At 70.5% G+C, this 14,530-nt stretch carries 9 protein-coding genes; 3 read left to right on the forward strand and 6 right to left on the reverse strand.

Annotated features, from left to right (window positions below):
* From AB0D67_RS30805 to AB0D67_RS30815, 3 genes are all read right to left on the reverse strand, one after another.
* On the reverse strand, nt 1–4,543 hold a 4,543-nt coding region (locus AB0D67_RS30805), incomplete at its 3' end, for a DNRLRE domain-containing protein (protein WP_362943843.1).
* 589 nt (nt 4,544–5,132) lie between these two features.
* Nucleotides 5,133–6,881: an ABC transporter ATP-binding protein gene (locus AB0D67_RS30810; protein WP_362943845.1), complete on the reverse strand. Its 1,749-nt coding sequence runs from the start codon at nt 6,879–6,881 to the stop codon at nt 5,133–5,135.
* A gap of 109 nt (nt 6,882–6,990) precedes the next feature.
* Nucleotides 6,991–8,679, reverse strand: a complete 1,689-nt coding sequence (locus tag AB0D67_RS30815; protein WP_362943847.1) for an ABC transporter ATP-binding protein — start codon at nt 8,677–8,679, stop codon at nt 6,991–6,993.
* 110 nt (nt 8,680–8,789) lie between these two features.
* On the opposite strand from AB0D67_RS30815, the gene AB0D67_RS30820 reads away from it, so the two are divergent.
* On the forward strand, nt 8,790–9,023 hold the full coding sequence (locus AB0D67_RS30820; protein WP_362943850.1) for an RNA polymerase subunit sigma-70: 234 nt from the start codon (nt 8,790–8,792) through the stop codon (nt 9,021–9,023).
* Nucleotides 9,024–9,569 (forward strand): Clp protease N-terminal domain-containing protein, encoded by a 546-nt coding sequence (locus AB0D67_RS30825; protein WP_362943852.1) that lies wholly within the window; start codon nt 9,024–9,026, stop codon nt 9,567–9,569.
* 124 nt (nt 9,570–9,693) lie between these two features.
* On the opposite strand, the gene AB0D67_RS30830 is transcribed toward AB0D67_RS30825, so the two are convergent.
* From AB0D67_RS30830 to AB0D67_RS30840, 3 genes are all read right to left on the reverse strand, one after another.
* Nucleotides 9,694–10,431: a succinate dehydrogenase/fumarate reductase iron-sulfur subunit gene (locus AB0D67_RS30830; protein ID WP_362943854.1), complete on the reverse strand. Its 738-nt coding sequence runs from the start codon at nt 10,429–10,431 to the stop codon at nt 9,694–9,696.
* A gap of 76 nt (nt 10,432–10,507) precedes the next feature.
* The gene (locus AB0D67_RS30835; protein ID WP_362943856.1) at nt 10,508–12,436 is read right to left on the reverse strand and encodes a fumarate reductase/succinate dehydrogenase flavoprotein subunit; all 1,929 of its coding nucleotides are present in this window, start codon (nt 12,434–12,436) and stop codon (nt 10,508–10,510) included.
* Nucleotides 12,437–12,518: 82 nt separating this feature from the next.
* The gene (locus AB0D67_RS30840) at nt 12,519–13,154 is read right to left on the reverse strand and encodes a succinate dehydrogenase cytochrome b subunit (protein WP_362943938.1); all 636 of its coding nucleotides are present in this window, start codon (nt 13,152–13,154) and stop codon (nt 12,519–12,521) included.
* Nucleotides 13,155–13,476: 322 nt separating this feature from the next.
* Between AB0D67_RS30840 and AB0D67_RS30845 the strand changes: the two genes are divergently transcribed.
* A complete protein-coding gene (locus tag AB0D67_RS30845) occupies nt 13,477–14,409 on the forward strand; it encodes a LysR substrate-binding domain-containing protein (protein WP_362943858.1) in 933 nt (310 codons plus the stop codon).
* Nucleotides 14,410–14,530: the final 121 nt, after the last annotated feature.

Genomic DNA, 14,530 nt, shown 5'->3' on the forward strand with positions numbered 1-14,530 from the left:
GGCCATCGCCGTCCTGCAGAACTACGAGATCGCGCGAGGATGAAAAAGCCTCAGTGAAAGCCTGATCGGTCCGAAGAACCGGGCCCGTAGTCTGAGCGAAAGGTCCATTACCTGATTCGCTCACATCTACTGTGGCTTGCTGCCAGTCCACCCATGGCGAAACCATTTCTCCGGAAATGGCGCGGGCACGCCAGCGGATCTTCCATCCATCGGTGAGCTTGCCGTCCGGTACCGTGACAGTCGCTGCGGTACCAGAGGCGATATTGTCTACCGCGGCAGCCCAAATAGAGCCTGTGCCCTGCCCCTCCTCTGCAGCAGGGTCATGCTCGACCTCGAACTCTGCCCGCAGTGTCCGCCCTTGAGGATCAGTCACGGTTGCCTTCAGCATCGGCGTGGTCACTGTCGTCACCGTGGTGCCATCCACGACAGAAGACGGCGTAACCGTCAGATCATGCACGCTGGGCTTTGGCAAGGCGACGGTGAGGACCTGCCAGTCGGCCCAGCCTGAGGCCAATTCGCCAGCTACTGCGCGGGCGCGCCAGCGGATCTTCCATCCGTCTGTCAGCTTGCTGTCAGGGATGGCAAGGCTGGCCTGGGTGCCGGAGGGGACATTGTCGACGGCGCTGGCCCAGATCTGGCCGCTGCCCTGCCCGGCCGCGACGGGGTCGTGCTCGACTTCGAACTCCGCCCTGAGCGTGCCTCCCACGGGATTGCTCACCTGGACGAGAAGCGTCGGCGTCAGGCTGCTGGTGACGGTCGTCCCGTCTACCTGCTGCGACGGGTTGACCTGCAGCGCCCCCACCGCTGGTTCAGAGACCGGGTCTGGCACATCGATGGTTAGTGCCTGCCAGGGTGACCATGGTGAGCCGACGGTGGTGGCGGTGTTGACCGCCCGAGCGCGCCAGCGCACCTTCCACCCGTCGGTCAGTTTTCCGTCGGGGACGATGACGCTGGCCTGGGTGGCGGAGGCGACGTTGTTCACGGCCTCGGCCCAGATCTGGCCGCTGCCCTGCCCGGTCGCGGCCGGGTCGTGCTCGAGTTCGAACTCGGCCCGCACCGGCTGGGCGGCCGGGTCGGTGACGGTGGTGTGCAGGGTCGGGGTGATGCTGGTGGCCGTGACGACGCCGTTCACCACCTGGGAGGGGGTGACCTGGAAGGCACCGACCGTGGGGTTGGGCACGTCGACCGTGGCCGTCTGCCAGGCCGACCACGCCGAGGTGGTCGAGGCAGTGGCGTTGGCCGCGCGGACCCGCCAGCGGATCTTCCAGCCGTCGGTCAGCTTCCCAGCGGGAACGCTGACGGTGGCCTGCCCGCCGGACGTGACCGCCTGAGAGGCGCCGGTCCAGATCTGCCCGGTGCCCTGCCCGGTCGCGGCCGGGTCGTGCTCGACCTCGAACTGGCCGGTGAGGCTGCCGCTCGCGGTGTCGGCGACGGTGGCGGCGAGCTGCGGGGTGAGCGAGGTGACCGTGGTGGTGCCGCCGCCGGCCTGCGTCGGGGTGATAGCCGGGTTGGTGGCGGTGGGCGCGGAGGAGGGGCCGCTGGTGGTGATGGTCAGCAGCGGCGGGCGGCCGAACTCCTCGGCGTTCTCCGCCGAGGTGAACGTCCGGTAGTTGTTGATGTTCGTCTCACCGGGCGACTTGAGCACCAAGCCATGGTCGGCGGCGCCGGCGGCCCAGTCCTGGGCGATGCCGGTGACGTTCCACTCCATGCTGTCGGGCCAGGTGGCGCAGTCGGCATTGACACCCTTGAAGTTGGTGGAGGCGTCCTCGGTGGTGAAGGCGGGCTTGCCGGCCCAGTACATGCCGTCCAGGCCCCAGGCACCGGTCAGGCGGGCGACCTGAATGCCGTTGGTGAGCGCGGGACCACAGTTGTGAGCGTCGATGGTGTTCATCGACAACCGGGCATCGGTCACCGTGCTACCCCGCAAGCCCGTGGTGTCGAACTTCAGGTGCGCCCGTGCCTTGAACCCGCCCGTCATGGTGCCGGCCGTGAGGTACTCGCTGCCCGGTATGGAGGGCAGGTCGACGTCGTACGTGCTGACGTCCACGTCAGCGCCGAGTGGCAGCGTGACCGCCGCCGTCAGGCGCACCGGATAGGCGGTGCCGGCGTCCGCCAGGAACGCCTGATCCGGCATGAGCAGCAGCTCGGTGCGGCCGTCCTTGGTGACCACGTCCGTACCGGCCTTGCCGCGCTTGGCCGACACGGGCCGACCCTTGGCGCTGCCGTCCCACATGACCGGCTGCGCCGCCGAGACGACCGGCTTGTTGCCCTTGCCCTTCAGCAGGAGGCGGCCGTTCTTGTCCTCGGTCAGGGTCAGCCCGTCGTCGTCGACGCCGATGCGCAGTTTCAACGGCGTGGTGGGCCGTTGCCGCAGCACCACCTCATACCGGAACCCCGCTGGCAACGCCGCCACCACCAGGTCGGCCCCGGCTCCGGCGGCGTCGGTGTAGGTGGCCACGCTGCCTTTGACGGTCGGCTTGGGCAGCGGCGTCGGCCAGCGCAGCGCGTACGACTTACCGTCGGCGGTCATCTTCACGAACGGATCCTCGCCACCGGCGGAGATCTCCACGACCACGCCCTCGGCGATGGCCTTGGGTCGCAGCTTGTTACCTTGCTCGGCTAGGGCGATGTCGATCGGCACCCAGCTGCTGCCCCGGCTGGCTCGCACTGGACCGGTCGTGACCTCAGTTGTGAACGTCTTCCCGTCCGGCTGGGCGTAGGTGATGCTGGTCGCCGATGTTTCTTCGGTCACTTCTACCTTGATGTTCTGCGTCGCAGCCCGCTGTGCGGCGGCAATCCGTGCCGGGAGGAGGCTCTCCGAGGCAGGGGCGTTTCGAGCTGCGTCGCCAACGCCAACGTTGGTGAGGGCAGAATTGCTGACTCCAGGAGTCCATGCGACACCTGTGTTGACGGTGGCTGAATGGTTCTTCCCTGAAACGTCGGCGGCCCTCGTGCCGGAGGCTTCACTGAAGGGCCAGCGGGCAGCGATTCCCGTGTCCGGTGCCTCGACCGGCGTCAGCTCGAGATCATCCGTAGAGGCGGCGTAGTCCTGATCGCTTGCGGCCCGATACTCCCCGTCCTGCGCGTTGGTGATCGGCTCCGGCTGTGGCAGAGAAGTGGAGACTCGGCCATTCGCCGCCCATTGATCAAGTTCATATGTCGTCGCGGGGGGAGTCTCGTCCATCTCAAGGAGGTACACCGAAGCGACATTCCTCGTTGGGGCAAAGTCAACTGTGAGCCGGGGGCCGTGGGCGGGATAACCCTGAGTCTGTTCCCGGCTACGGTAGCGGCGCCAGTTCCGCAGTTCGGATTCGTCACCCGCGGTGAGCCGGAATCCGTAGTTCGGCTCCCCGTCCGCCCAGGCCTGGACAATGGTGTCAACCGAGTGGATGAGGTCGTGCTCGTAGTTCAGCGAACCGGAGCAGTCGGGGCTGTAGGCCCCGTACTCGGTGTCCGCACCCACGTTGGTGACCGATGGCTGGGCGTTCCACTGCAGGGTCAGGTGGTCCCAATCGGACGTGATCCGCCGCGCGGTGATTCCGGATCCGACGGATCCGCCGCAGTCGTTGGACAGGTAGTTCCACAACTCCAGGTCGGCGTTCTGGATCCTGGAGCCCCAGAACGGGTCGCCGGCCTGGGGAAGCGGGAACTGGATGTAGGCGCGCCAGCGCTTGGCGATGTTACTGGAGTAGGACTTGCCGACCCACATCTGGTCGCGGTAGTGCATGTCCCAGCTGTCGGTGAGGTCCACGTCGTTGATGTACGTGTCCATGGGATCGCCGGGAGGGCAAGGCGTACCGAGGGTGCACTCGTACCAGTCGTCGTCGACGACGGCCATGGTCACCGGGAACGTCGTCGCCGGGTCGGCGAGGAAGGCCGGGTCGGGGCTGTACACCAGCGCCGAGCCGTCCAGACTCACCTGCGCCCTGCCGACCCGGACGGAGCCCAGGTCGGCGTTCGCGTCAGCCGCGGCCGCATCCAGCAGCGCCGCGGGCCGGATGTCGAGGCTCTGCTTGCCGTCGGCACTCTTCAGTGCCGGTTGCCCCTTGGCGTTCCTGCCGAAGGAGACGCCCGTGGGCAGATCAACCGGGACGCGGAAGGTCACCGGTCCGGCGGGGCGCTCCCGGATGACGATCTGCTGGCGGAACCCGGTCGGGGTGGCGGTGACGACCAGGTCGACGCCCTTGCCGTACGCGGAGGAGTAGGTGGCGGTGCTGCCGTTGAGCGTGGGCTTGGGCAACGTGCGCGGAGCGTCGATCCGGGCGGCGATGTCGCCGTTCCTGCTCTTGATCGCTTCGGTGTCGCCGCCGGCGGACAGCGTCAGGCCGCCTTTGGCCGCCTTGGGCTTGATGACCCCGTCTGCCTTGACGAGAGTGGTGTCGATCGGGGTGAAGCCGTCGCCATTGGCGTTCTTGACTCGGATGGGCTCCAGGTACTGCTCCATCCGCAGGGTCTTGCCGTCGGGGTTGGCGTAGTAAGTGGCGGTCTCCGAGCGCAGTGCCTCGATCTCGATGCGCCGGTTGTCCTTCTTAGCCTGCGCCAACGCCTTACTCGTCGGCGTGGCGGGGGCACTCGGCGGCGTCGTGGGAGTGGGCGTAGGAGCGGGGGTAGTGGTGGGGGGTGGCGTGGGGCCCTGGGCGATCGCGGGCGCGCTCATCAGTGAAAGCGGCATGGTCAGGACCGCGATCAGGGCAGCGCGACGGCGCGTCCGGCTGGATGAGCCGGACGCTGTTCGTGATGGGTTCACTCGAGCCTTTCGAACAGGCGTGGCAAAACGGAGTGATCATCACATATGTTGCGATCTTGTGTAAAGATCCTTTTCAGTAACGGGAAAGATGGATTCCGTCACTGTCGGATCTCTGGGGTAGGCAGAGGGTTTGGAACTGCCCCTATCGGGTGGACACCTGGCCTCTGAAAGGGTGTTAGATCCTTTGCTGCCGTATGCCAAAGGTCGCCCGATCGATAGGCTGACGTGCTCGTGAGATATCGCCCGATGTACGCACCGCAGTAACTGTCAAACCTGTTGAGGCATCAAGCCGCATGCGGCGTCTATACGGAGGTCTCGGCTTTCGAGGTTTGAGCTTTTCCCCATTTCGAGCATTGCACCTGACATGGAGGTCGCTGAGATCACCTCACCGCCGCGGGGTGCCGTGCCAGCTGCTCCACAGGGCCGCGTAGGACCCGCCCGCCGCGACCAGCTCGTCGTGGGAGCCCAGTTCGCTGATCCGGCCGTCCTCGACCACCGCGACCCGGTCGGCGTCGTGCGCCGTGTAGAGGCGGTGGGCGATGGCGATCACCGTACGGCCGTCGAGGACCGCGGCCAGCGACCGCTCCAGGTGGCGGGCGGCCCTGGGGTCGATCAGCGAGGTCGCCTCGTCCAGGACCAGGGTATGCGGGTCGGCCAGGACCAGCCGGGCGAGGGCGATCTGCTGGGCGTGGGCGGGCGGGACCGCGTGGCCGCCGGAGCCGACGACCGTGTCCAGGCCGTCGGGCAGGGCCGCGACCCACTCGGCGGCGTCCACCGCGGCGAGGGCCGCGTGGACGGCGTCGTCGCCGGCGTCCGGGCGGGCGATCAGCAGATTGTCGCGCAAGGTGCCCCGGAAGACGTGGTGCTCCTGGGTCACCAGGGCGACGTGGCCGCGCAGGCCGTCCAGCGGGAGCTCGACCAGCGGGACGCCGCCGACGGTGACCTCGCCGTCGCGCGGGCCATGGACGCCCGCCAGCAGCCGGCCCAGCGTGGACTTGCCCGCGCCGGAGGGGCCGACCATGGCCAGCCGCTCCCCCGGCCGGACCACCAGGTCGATGCCGTGCAGGACGTCGTGGCCCTCGCGGTAGGCGTAGCGGACGCCGTCGGCCCGCATCTCCTCGCCGTCCGGGACGCGCGCGCCGGGCGCGCGGTCGTCGGGCACCTCGGCGACGCCCAGCAGGCGGGCCATGGAGGCGCCGCCGACCTGGAGTTCGTCGATCCACATGAGCAGCCGGTCCAGCGGGTCGATGAGCTGCTGGACGTAGAGGGTGGCGGTGGTGACCTGGGCCAGCGTGACCCAGCCGTTCGCGTGGAACAGGCCGCCGATGACCAGGGTCGCCGCGATCGGGATGACATAGCCCATCTCCACCGCGGGGAACCAGACCGTGCGCAGGCCCAGGGTGTAGCGCTCGGCCGCCCAGGAGCGGGCGATGTCGTCGTCGGTACGGCGGTGCCTGCGCTCCTGCAGGCCGAGGGCCTCCACGGCGCGGGCGCCGTTGACCGTCTCGGCCAGGCCGTCGGTCATGTCCGCGTAGGCGGCGCTCTCGCGCAGGTAGCCGTCGCGCGCCCGCTTGAGGTACCACCGGGTGGTGAACCACAGGACCGGTACGGCCAGCAGCGAGGGCAGCACCAGCAGCGGCCCGGCGACCAGCAGCGCGCCGATGGTGATCACGCAGGTGACCAGCGCGATCAGCGTCTCGGGCACGGCGCGCCGTACGGTGCGCGACAGCGAGTCGACGTCGCGGGAGGTACGGGAGATCAGGTCTCCCGAGCCGGCCCGCTCGACGGTGGACAGCGGCAGGTCGAGCACCCGGCCGACGAACTCCTCGCGCAGCTCGGCGAGGACCTTCTCGCCGAGCGCGGAGGAGGCGTAGACGGCGTACCTGATCAGCACCGCCTGGGCGGCCAGGAACCCGGCGATGCCCAGCGCGACCGCCGTGACGTTCACCCCGGTGCCGTCCTGCACGTCCTGGACCAGCCGGCCCAGCAGCCACGGCACGGCCAGTCCCGCGACGGCGGCCAGCGCGTGCAGGCCGAGCGCCAGCGACAGGGCGCGCGGGTACTTCAGGGTGAGCCGGCGGGCGTAGGCGCGGACCTGCGCCTCCCCCGCGACCGGGAGAATCTCTCTGCTCATGGCGACACTTCGTGTCGCGGCTCGGGGGCTGAGACCCGGTGTCTTCCCTCGTCGTTCACTCGCTTCGCTCGCTCTCTCCTCAGTCCAGACACCGGCGCCCCCTCGCGGCTCATGATTCTCCTCGGGTCACGACGGCGGCGTAGGCGGGGGCGGTGGCGAGGAGGTCGCGGTGGGCGCCCTGGGCGCGCACCACGCCGCCCTCGACGTAGATCACGTGGTCGGTGCGGTCGAGCACCAGCGGGCTGGTCGTGCAGACCAGCGTGGTACGGCCCGCGCGGGCCTTGGCCAGCCGGTCGGCGACGCGGGCCTCGGTGTGGGCGTCCACCGCGCTGGTGGGCTCGACGAGGATCAGCACCTCCGGGTCGGCGAGCAGCGCCCGGACCAGGCGGAGCCGCTGACGCTGGCCGCCGGAGAACTCCCGGCCCGACTCGGCGACGTGCCCGTCGAGGCCGTCGGGCAGCGCGTCGACGATGTCGGTGGCGCACGCGGCGTACAGCGCGTCGGCGAGGTCGTCGTCGGAGGCCGTGCCGGCGACGTCCAGCTCGTCGCGGAGGGTTCCGGCGAAGAGCGCGGCGTCGTTGTCGGCGACCAGGATGCGGCGGCGCACCTCGGCGATCGGCAGGGTGTCGAGCCGCACGTCGCCGAAGTCCACGTCGCCGTCGCGGTAGCGGCCGAGCCGGTCGGCGATCGCGGCGGCCTCCTCCGGCGTGGCCGCGGCGAGGGCGGTGAACGTGCCGGGCCGTACGGCGACGCCGGAGGCCACGTCGCGCAGCAGTCCTCCCGGGGAGGTCGCGGCGCCGCCGTCCACCTCGGGTTCCAGGGAGAGGATGCGCACCACCCGGCGGGCGGCGACGTGTCCCTTGGTGAACTTGTCGGCCGCCTCGATGAGCGTCCGCAGGGGGGTGATCAGGAAGGCGGCGTAGCCGTAGAAGGCGACGAGCTGACCGACGGTGATCTCGCCCCGCGTCGCGAAGGTCGCGCCCAGCCAGGTGACCGCGGCGATCAGCAGGCCGGGCAGCAGGATCTGCGCGCCCTCCAGCAGCGACTCGACCGAGGCGACCCTCACGCCGGCCCGCCGTACCCGCTGGGAGTCGGTGACGTAGCGGTCGGCGAAGACCTGCTCGCCGCCGATGCCGCGCAGCACCCGCAGACCGGCGACGATGTCGGCGGCGCGGGTGGACAGCTCGCCCGTCAGGTCGCGGTGGGCGTGCTGACGCCGGTTCAGCGGGCGCAGCAGCGGCGTGACGGCGAGGGCCATGGCCGGGACGCCGACGAGCACCGTCAGGCCGAGCGGCAGCGAGGTGCCGATCAGGATGACCGTCACCGCGACGACGGCGACGACCGAGCCGCTGGCACGCAGCAGGATGTCCATCGCGTTGCCGATGTGGGCGATGTCGGAGTTGCCGACGCTGACGACCTCGCCGGTGGACATGCGCTTGGGCAGGGTCGCGCCCAGCCGGGTGGCCTGCCGTACGGTGACCTGGACGGTGCGGTAGGCCCCGGCCAGCCAGTTGTAGACGGCCATCCGGTGGCGCAGGATCCCGGCGGCCGACTGCAGGGCGCCGAGGCCCAGCAGCACGAGACCCCAGGTGAGCAGGGCGGAGGTGTCCCGGGTCCGGACGGCGTCGATGCCGCTGCCCATCACCATGGGCACGAACGCCATCGCCAGCCACCACAGGGTGGAGTACCCGGCGCCGAGGAGCAGGGGACCCGCCTGGTTGCGGGCGACCCAGCACAGGTACCGGAACGGACTGCGGGCGTCAGGAGTGCCGGGATCGGCGACAGGTAGGGAGCGCATGGCTCTCATAGCCTGACAAGATCCCCTCTCACCAGGCAAATCATTTTCCGGCGAAACGATCACGTCAACCCTGGTTGACACGATCACCGCGTCAACCTAAATTGACAGACATGAGCGACACGGCGCAGCTGGCCTCCGACGCCGGCAGCCGCGACCCCGCCGTCGGCCTCCGGGCCGTGCGGGCGCTGCGGATGCTCGTCGACCGACTGGAGGCCCTACAGGTGGACAACGCCCGCGAACAGGGCTGGTCCTGGCAGGAGATCGCGCACTGCCTGGAGGTCAGCCGGCAGGCGGTGCACAAGAAGTACGCGGGCGGCCGCGGGCTGCTGAGGAGGGAGAGGTAGATGTTCGAACGGTTCCAGGGGGACGCCCGGCAGGCGGTGGTCCTCGCCCAGGAGAACGCCCGCAGGCTGAACCACCGCGTCATCGGTCCCGAGCACATCCTGCTCGGCCTGCTCGACCGGCCCCAGAGCCTCGCCGCGCGGGTGCTCGCCCGCCACGGGCTCGACCACGACCAGGCCTACCGGGAGGTCGCCCGCCTGGCCCCGCCGCCGGGCGGCGGCCTCGACGCCGAGGCGCTGGAGACCATCGGCATCGACCTCTCGGCCGTCCGGGAACGGGTCGAGGCCGTCTTCGGCCCCGGGGCCCTGGACCGCGGATCCGCGCGGGGCCGGCGGCCCGGCGGGCACATCCCGTTCAGCCCCCGGGCGAAGAAGACGCTGGAGCTGTCACTGCGCGAGGCCGTACGCCTCAAGCACGGACACATCTCCGACGGCCACGTCCTGCTGGGTATCCTGCGCGAGGGCCAGGGCGTGGGCGCTCGCGTCATCACCGGCGCGGGCATCGACACCGAGACCCTCCGCCGGGAGATCGCCGCCGAACTCGGCTGACGGACGACCACTGCGCGGGAGGCGCCTCCCCGCGGCGCCGGACCCCAGGCACGACAGGGCCGGACGTGGCGAAGCGGGCCCCGGCCTTCGTGACGACGGCCGGGGCCCGCCCTGTCGCGGGAACCTACTTCGAGGCCCGCAGGTAGTCGCGGTTCATCCGGGCGATGGTGTCCAGCGGGATGCCCTTGGGGCAGACCGCGGTGCACTCGCCGGTGTTGGTGCAGCCGCCGAAGCCCTCGGCGTCCATCTGCTCGACCATGGCCTTGGCGCGGGACTCGCGCTCGGGCTGGCCCTGCGGCAGGAGGCTGAGGTGAGTGATCTTGGCGGCGGTGAAGAGGGAGGCCGAGCCGTTCGGGCAGGCCGCCACGCACGCGCCGCAGGCGATGCAGGTGGCCGCGTCGAAGGCGTCGTCGGCGTCCTCCTTCTTCACCGGGACGCTGTGCGCGTCGGGCGCGGACCCCGCCGGGACGGAGATGAAGCCGCCGGCCTGGATGATCCGGTCGAACGACGAGCGGTCCACGACCAGGTCCTTGATCACCGGGAACGGCGCGGCCCGCCACGGCTCGATGGTGATGACCGCGTCGTCCTCGAAGTGCCGCATGTGGAGCTGGCAGGTGGTGGTGGCCACCTGCTCGCCGTGCGCGACACCGTTGATGACCATTCCGCACATGCCGCAGATGCCCTCGCGGCAGTCGTGGTCGAAGGCGACCGGCTCGTCGCCCTCCAGGATGAGACGCTCGTTGAGCACGTCGAGCATCTCCAGGAAGGACATGTCCGGGGAGACGTCCTCCACCCGGTAGGTGACCATGCGGCCCTTGTCCTGGGCGTCCTTCTGGCGCCAGATCTTCAGGGTGAGGTTCATGCCCGCGGCTCCTCGTTTTCGCTCACTCGCCCGGCGCGGGCGTGGACGACGTCGCCGTGCTCGCCGGCCCGCCGAATCACTTGTAGCTCCGCTGGGTCATCTTGACGTACTCGTACTCGAGGGCCTCCCTGTGCAGGACGGGACCCTCCTCGCCGTGCTCCCAGGCCGCGACGTAGGCGAAGTTCTCGTCGTCGCGCAGCGCCTCGCCGTCGGCGTCCTGCGACTCGGCGCGGAAGTGGCCGCCGCACGACTCGGTGCGGTGCAGGGCGTCGAGGCACATCAGCTCGGCCAGGTCGAAGAAGTCGGCCACCCGGCCGGCCCGCTCCAGCGCCTGGTTGAGCTCCTCGGCGGTGCCGGAGACCTTGACGTTCTTCCAGAACTCCTCGCGCAGCTCGGGGATCCGCTCCAGCGCCTTGCGCAGCGACTCCTCGGTGCGCTCCATGCCGCAGTAGTCCCACATGAGCTTGCCCAGCTCGCGGTGGTAGGAGTCGGCCGTACGGGTGCCCTCGTTGGTCAGCAGCCGCTCGATCTTCCGGCGCACCGCGGTCTCGGCCTCCGCCACCGCGTCCTCGTCGACCTCCCCGTAGGGACCGTTCGCGAGGTAGTCGCCGATGGTCGTCGGCAGCACGAAGTAGCCGTCGGCCAGGCCCTGCATCAGCGCCGAGGCGCCCAGGCGGTTGGCGCCGTGGTCGGAGAAGTTGGCCTCACCGATCACGAACAGGCCCGGGATGGTGGACTGCAGGTCGTAGTCCACCCACAGGCCGCCCATGGTGTAGTGCACGGCCGGGTAGATGCGCATCGGCTGGGTGTACGGGTCCTCGCCGGTGATGCGCTCGTACATCTCGAAGAGGTTGCCGTACTTCTTCTCCACCGCGTCGCGGCCGAGCCGCCGGATCGCGTCGGCGAAGTCGAGGTAGACGCCCAGCCCGCCGGGGCCGACGCCGCGGCCCTCGTCGCAGACGTTCTTGGCCGCGCGGGAGGCGATGTCACGCGGGACCAGGTTGCCGAACGCCGGGTAGATGCGCTCCAGGTAGTAGTCGCGCTCGTTCTCGGGGATCTCCGAGGCCGGGCGGGCGTCGCCCTTCTGGAGCGGCACCCACACGCGTCCGTCGTTGCGCAGCGACTCCGACATCAGCGTCAGCTTGGACTGGTAGTCGCCGCTGACCGGGATGCAGGTCGGGTGGATCTGGGTGTAGCACGGGTTGGCGAAGTAGGCGCCGCGCCGGTGCGCCCGCCAGATCGCCGTGGTGTTGCAGCCCTTGGCGTTGGTGGACAGGAAGAACACGTTGCCGTAGCCGCCGCTGGCCAGCACGACCGCGTCGGCGGTGTGCCGCTCGATCTCGCCGGTCACCATGTCGCGGACGATCACGCCGCGCGCCCGGCCGTCGGCGACGATCAGGTCGAGCATCTCGTGGCGGGTGTGCATCTTGACGGTGCCAGCCGCGATCTGCCGCTCCAGCGCCTGGTAGGCGCCGAGCAGGAGCTGCTGGCCCGTCTGGCCGCGGGCGTAGAAGGTGCGCGACACCTGGGCGCCGCCGAAGGAGCGGGTGTCCAGCAGGCCGCCGTACTCGCGGGCGAACGGCACGCCCTGGGCCACGGCCTGGTCGATGATGTTCACGCTGACCTGGGCCAGGCGGTAGACGTTCGACTCGCGGGCGCGGAAGTCGCCGCCCTTGACCGTGTCGTAGAAGAGCCGGTAGATCGAGTCGCCGTCGCCGCGGTAGTTCTTGGCCGCGTTGATGCCGCCCTGCGCCGCGATGGAGTGCGCCCGCCGGGGCGAGTCCTGGTAGCAGAACGACGTGACGTTGTAGCCGAGCTCGCCGAGCGTCGCGGCGGCCGAGCCGCCCGCGAGGCCGGTGCCGACCACGATGACGTGCAGCTTGCGCTTGTTGGCCGGGTTGACCAGCTTGGCGCTGAACTTCCGCTTCTCCCAGCGGTCCTCGATGGGACCCTCGGGAGCCTTGGTGTCGCGGATCGGCGCGCCCTCGGTGTAGTTCATGGTCATCTCTCGCCCACCGTTCCTCGTTCACCGCGCTGGAGACAGTCCTGCCGTGCGGCCCGCGCCGCGCCCGCCGTACGGGTCCCGCTCACTTGACGATCCCGGCCATGACGCCGGCGGGGACCGCGAGGAAGCCGAGGACCATCACCACGGCGATCGTGACGGCGACCGCGTTCAGCGCCCGGTAGCTGCGGCGACCGGCCCGGCCGAGGGTCTGGAAGGCGCTCCACAGGCCGTGGCGCAGGTGCTGGCCGACCGCGAGGACGGCGAGCACGTAGAACAGCGTCACCCACCAGCGCGAGGGGGCGAAGCCCTCCACCAGCCGCTCGAACGGCGTGCCCGCGCCACCGGCCGGGTTGACCGTGCCGAAGGTGAGGTCCAGCAGGTGCCAGATCAGGAAGAAGAAGATCGCGGCGCCGCCGTAGCGCATGAAGTGGATGGCGTAGCCGCCGGCCTGGGGCCTCCGCCGGACGGCGTACTTGACCGGGCGGGCCCGGCCCGCGCGCCGCGCCAGGGAGACCGCCGCCCACACGTGCAGCGCCAGCGCGACGACCAGCACGACCTCCAGCCCGGTCAGCAGGACGCGGTGCGGGAGGATCGGCTCGCCGAGGGTCCGCAGGGAGGCGGCGTAGGAGTTGAACTCCTCGGCGCCGAGGAAGCTCTTGAGGTTCCCGATCATGTGAACGACGAGGAAGAGCACCATGATGGCGCCCGTGACGGCCATCACGGCTTTCTTGCCGTTGGAGGAGCTCAGGAACCCGCCGCGCCTCCTGGCCGTCTTCTTGGCGGCGGCGTCGCCGGGGGGATTGATCGACGCGGTGGCGGAACCGCGCTCAATGGTGGCAGTCACGGATGTGACGCTAGGCACGGGGCCTTTCCGCCGTCCAAGTCATCGTGAGTCTCGTTTCCATAGCCCGCGGCTATCGGCTCTGCGTCGGCGCAGGTTGAGAGCGCGCGTCCGGCGGCGGGGTGCGAGCAATCTCACATCGTCCCCCTCCCAGGGGGCCACCCCGGATCCGCCCCCGGGGCATCCGTACGCTAAATGCGTGCAGCTCCAGCAACTCGCCTACTTCGTGGCGGTCGCCGAGGCACGGCACTTCACCCACGCCGCCGAGCGGATGCGCGTCGCCCAGCCCTCGCTGAGCAAGCAGATCAAGGCGCTGGAGGCCGACCTCGGGGCGCCGCTGTTCAGCCGTGCCCGGGGGAACGTCACGCTCACCGCCGCGGGCGAGGCCCTGCTGCCGCTGGCCCGGCGGATACTGGCCGACGCCGACACCGCGCGGCGGGAGGTCGCCGAGCTGGCGGGGCTGCGCCGGGGAAGGGTACGGCTCGGCGCCACGCCCTCGCTGTGCGCCGGGCTGATGGCCGACGCCCTGGCGCGGTTCCACCGCGACTACCCCGGCATCGAACTGCTGGTGGAGGAGGGCGGCTCCCGCGACCTGGTCCGTGCCCTGGCCCGCGGCCAGCTCGACCTGGCGCTGATCATCATGCCGCTGCAGAGCGACGACCCGGCGCTGGCCACCGAGGAGGTGCTGCGGGAGAACCTCGTCGTCGTCTCCCCCACCGACGCGCCGGTGCGCCGGCCGTACCTGCGGATGGAGGAGCTGCGCGGGCGGCCGATGGTGATGTTCCGCCGCGGCTACGACCTGCGGGAGGCCACGCTCAGCGCGTGCCGCCAGGCCGGGTTCGAGCCGCGGCTGTCGGTGGAGGGCGGCGAGATGGACGCCGTGCTGCGGTTCGTGGAGGCCGGGCTGGGCATCGCGCTGGTCCCGTCGATGGTCCTGGACGGCCGTCCCGGGCTGACCGGCACCCCGCTGGCGCCCCCGGGGCTGCAGCGCACCATCGCCATCGCCCACCGCAAGGACGTCGAGCCCACCCGGGCGGCCCGCGCCTTCCACGACACGCTGCTGTTCTTCCTCGCCGAGGCCGCGCACGACGGCAGTCTGCCCGAGGGGCTGGAGCTGATCATCACCGGCTGAGCGGCACCGTCCGGCGTGGCCCGGAGCGGCCGGAGCCCTCCCGGGCGCGGGATCGGCGCGGCGCCGCCCCTGCCGGGAACCGGCGCCGCACCTCCCGAGGCGCCGTCACCCCGGCCGGCGC

The sequence above is a fragment of the Streptosporangium sp. NPDC048047 genome, from assembly GCF_040653115.1.
Taxonomy (GTDB): Bacteria; Actinomycetota; Actinomycetes; order Streptosporangiales; family Streptosporangiaceae; genus Streptosporangium.

Excerpts from the sequence above, each read along its gene's own strand:
- AB0D67_RS30820 (WP_362943850.1), top strand. The coding sequence starts at position 8,790 with ATGAGCGACACGGCGCAGCTGGCCTCCGACGCCGGCAGCCGCGACCCC.
- AB0D67_RS30830 (WP_362943854.1), bottom strand. The coding sequence starts at position 10,431 with ATGAACCTCACCCTGAAGATCTGGCGCCAGAAGGACGCCCAGGACAAG.
- AB0D67_RS30835 (WP_362943856.1), bottom strand. The coding sequence starts at position 12,436 with ATGACCATGAACTACACCGAGGGCGCGCCGATCCGCGACACCAAGGCT.
- AB0D67_RS30815 (WP_362943847.1), bottom strand. The coding sequence starts at position 8,679 with ATGCGCTCCCTACCTGTCGCCGATCCCGGCACTCCTGACGCCCGCAGT.
- AB0D67_RS30825 (WP_362943852.1), top strand. The coding sequence starts at position 9,024 with ATGTTCGAACGGTTCCAGGGGGACGCCCGGCAGGCGGTGGTCCTCGCC.
- AB0D67_RS30840 (WP_362943938.1), bottom strand. The coding sequence starts at position 13,154 with ATGGCCGTCACGGGCGCCATCATGGTGCTCTTCCTCGTCGTTCACATG.
- AB0D67_RS30810 (WP_362943845.1), bottom strand. The coding sequence starts at position 6,881 with ATGAGCAGAGAGATTCTCCCGGTCGCGGGGGAGGCGCAGGTCCGCGCC.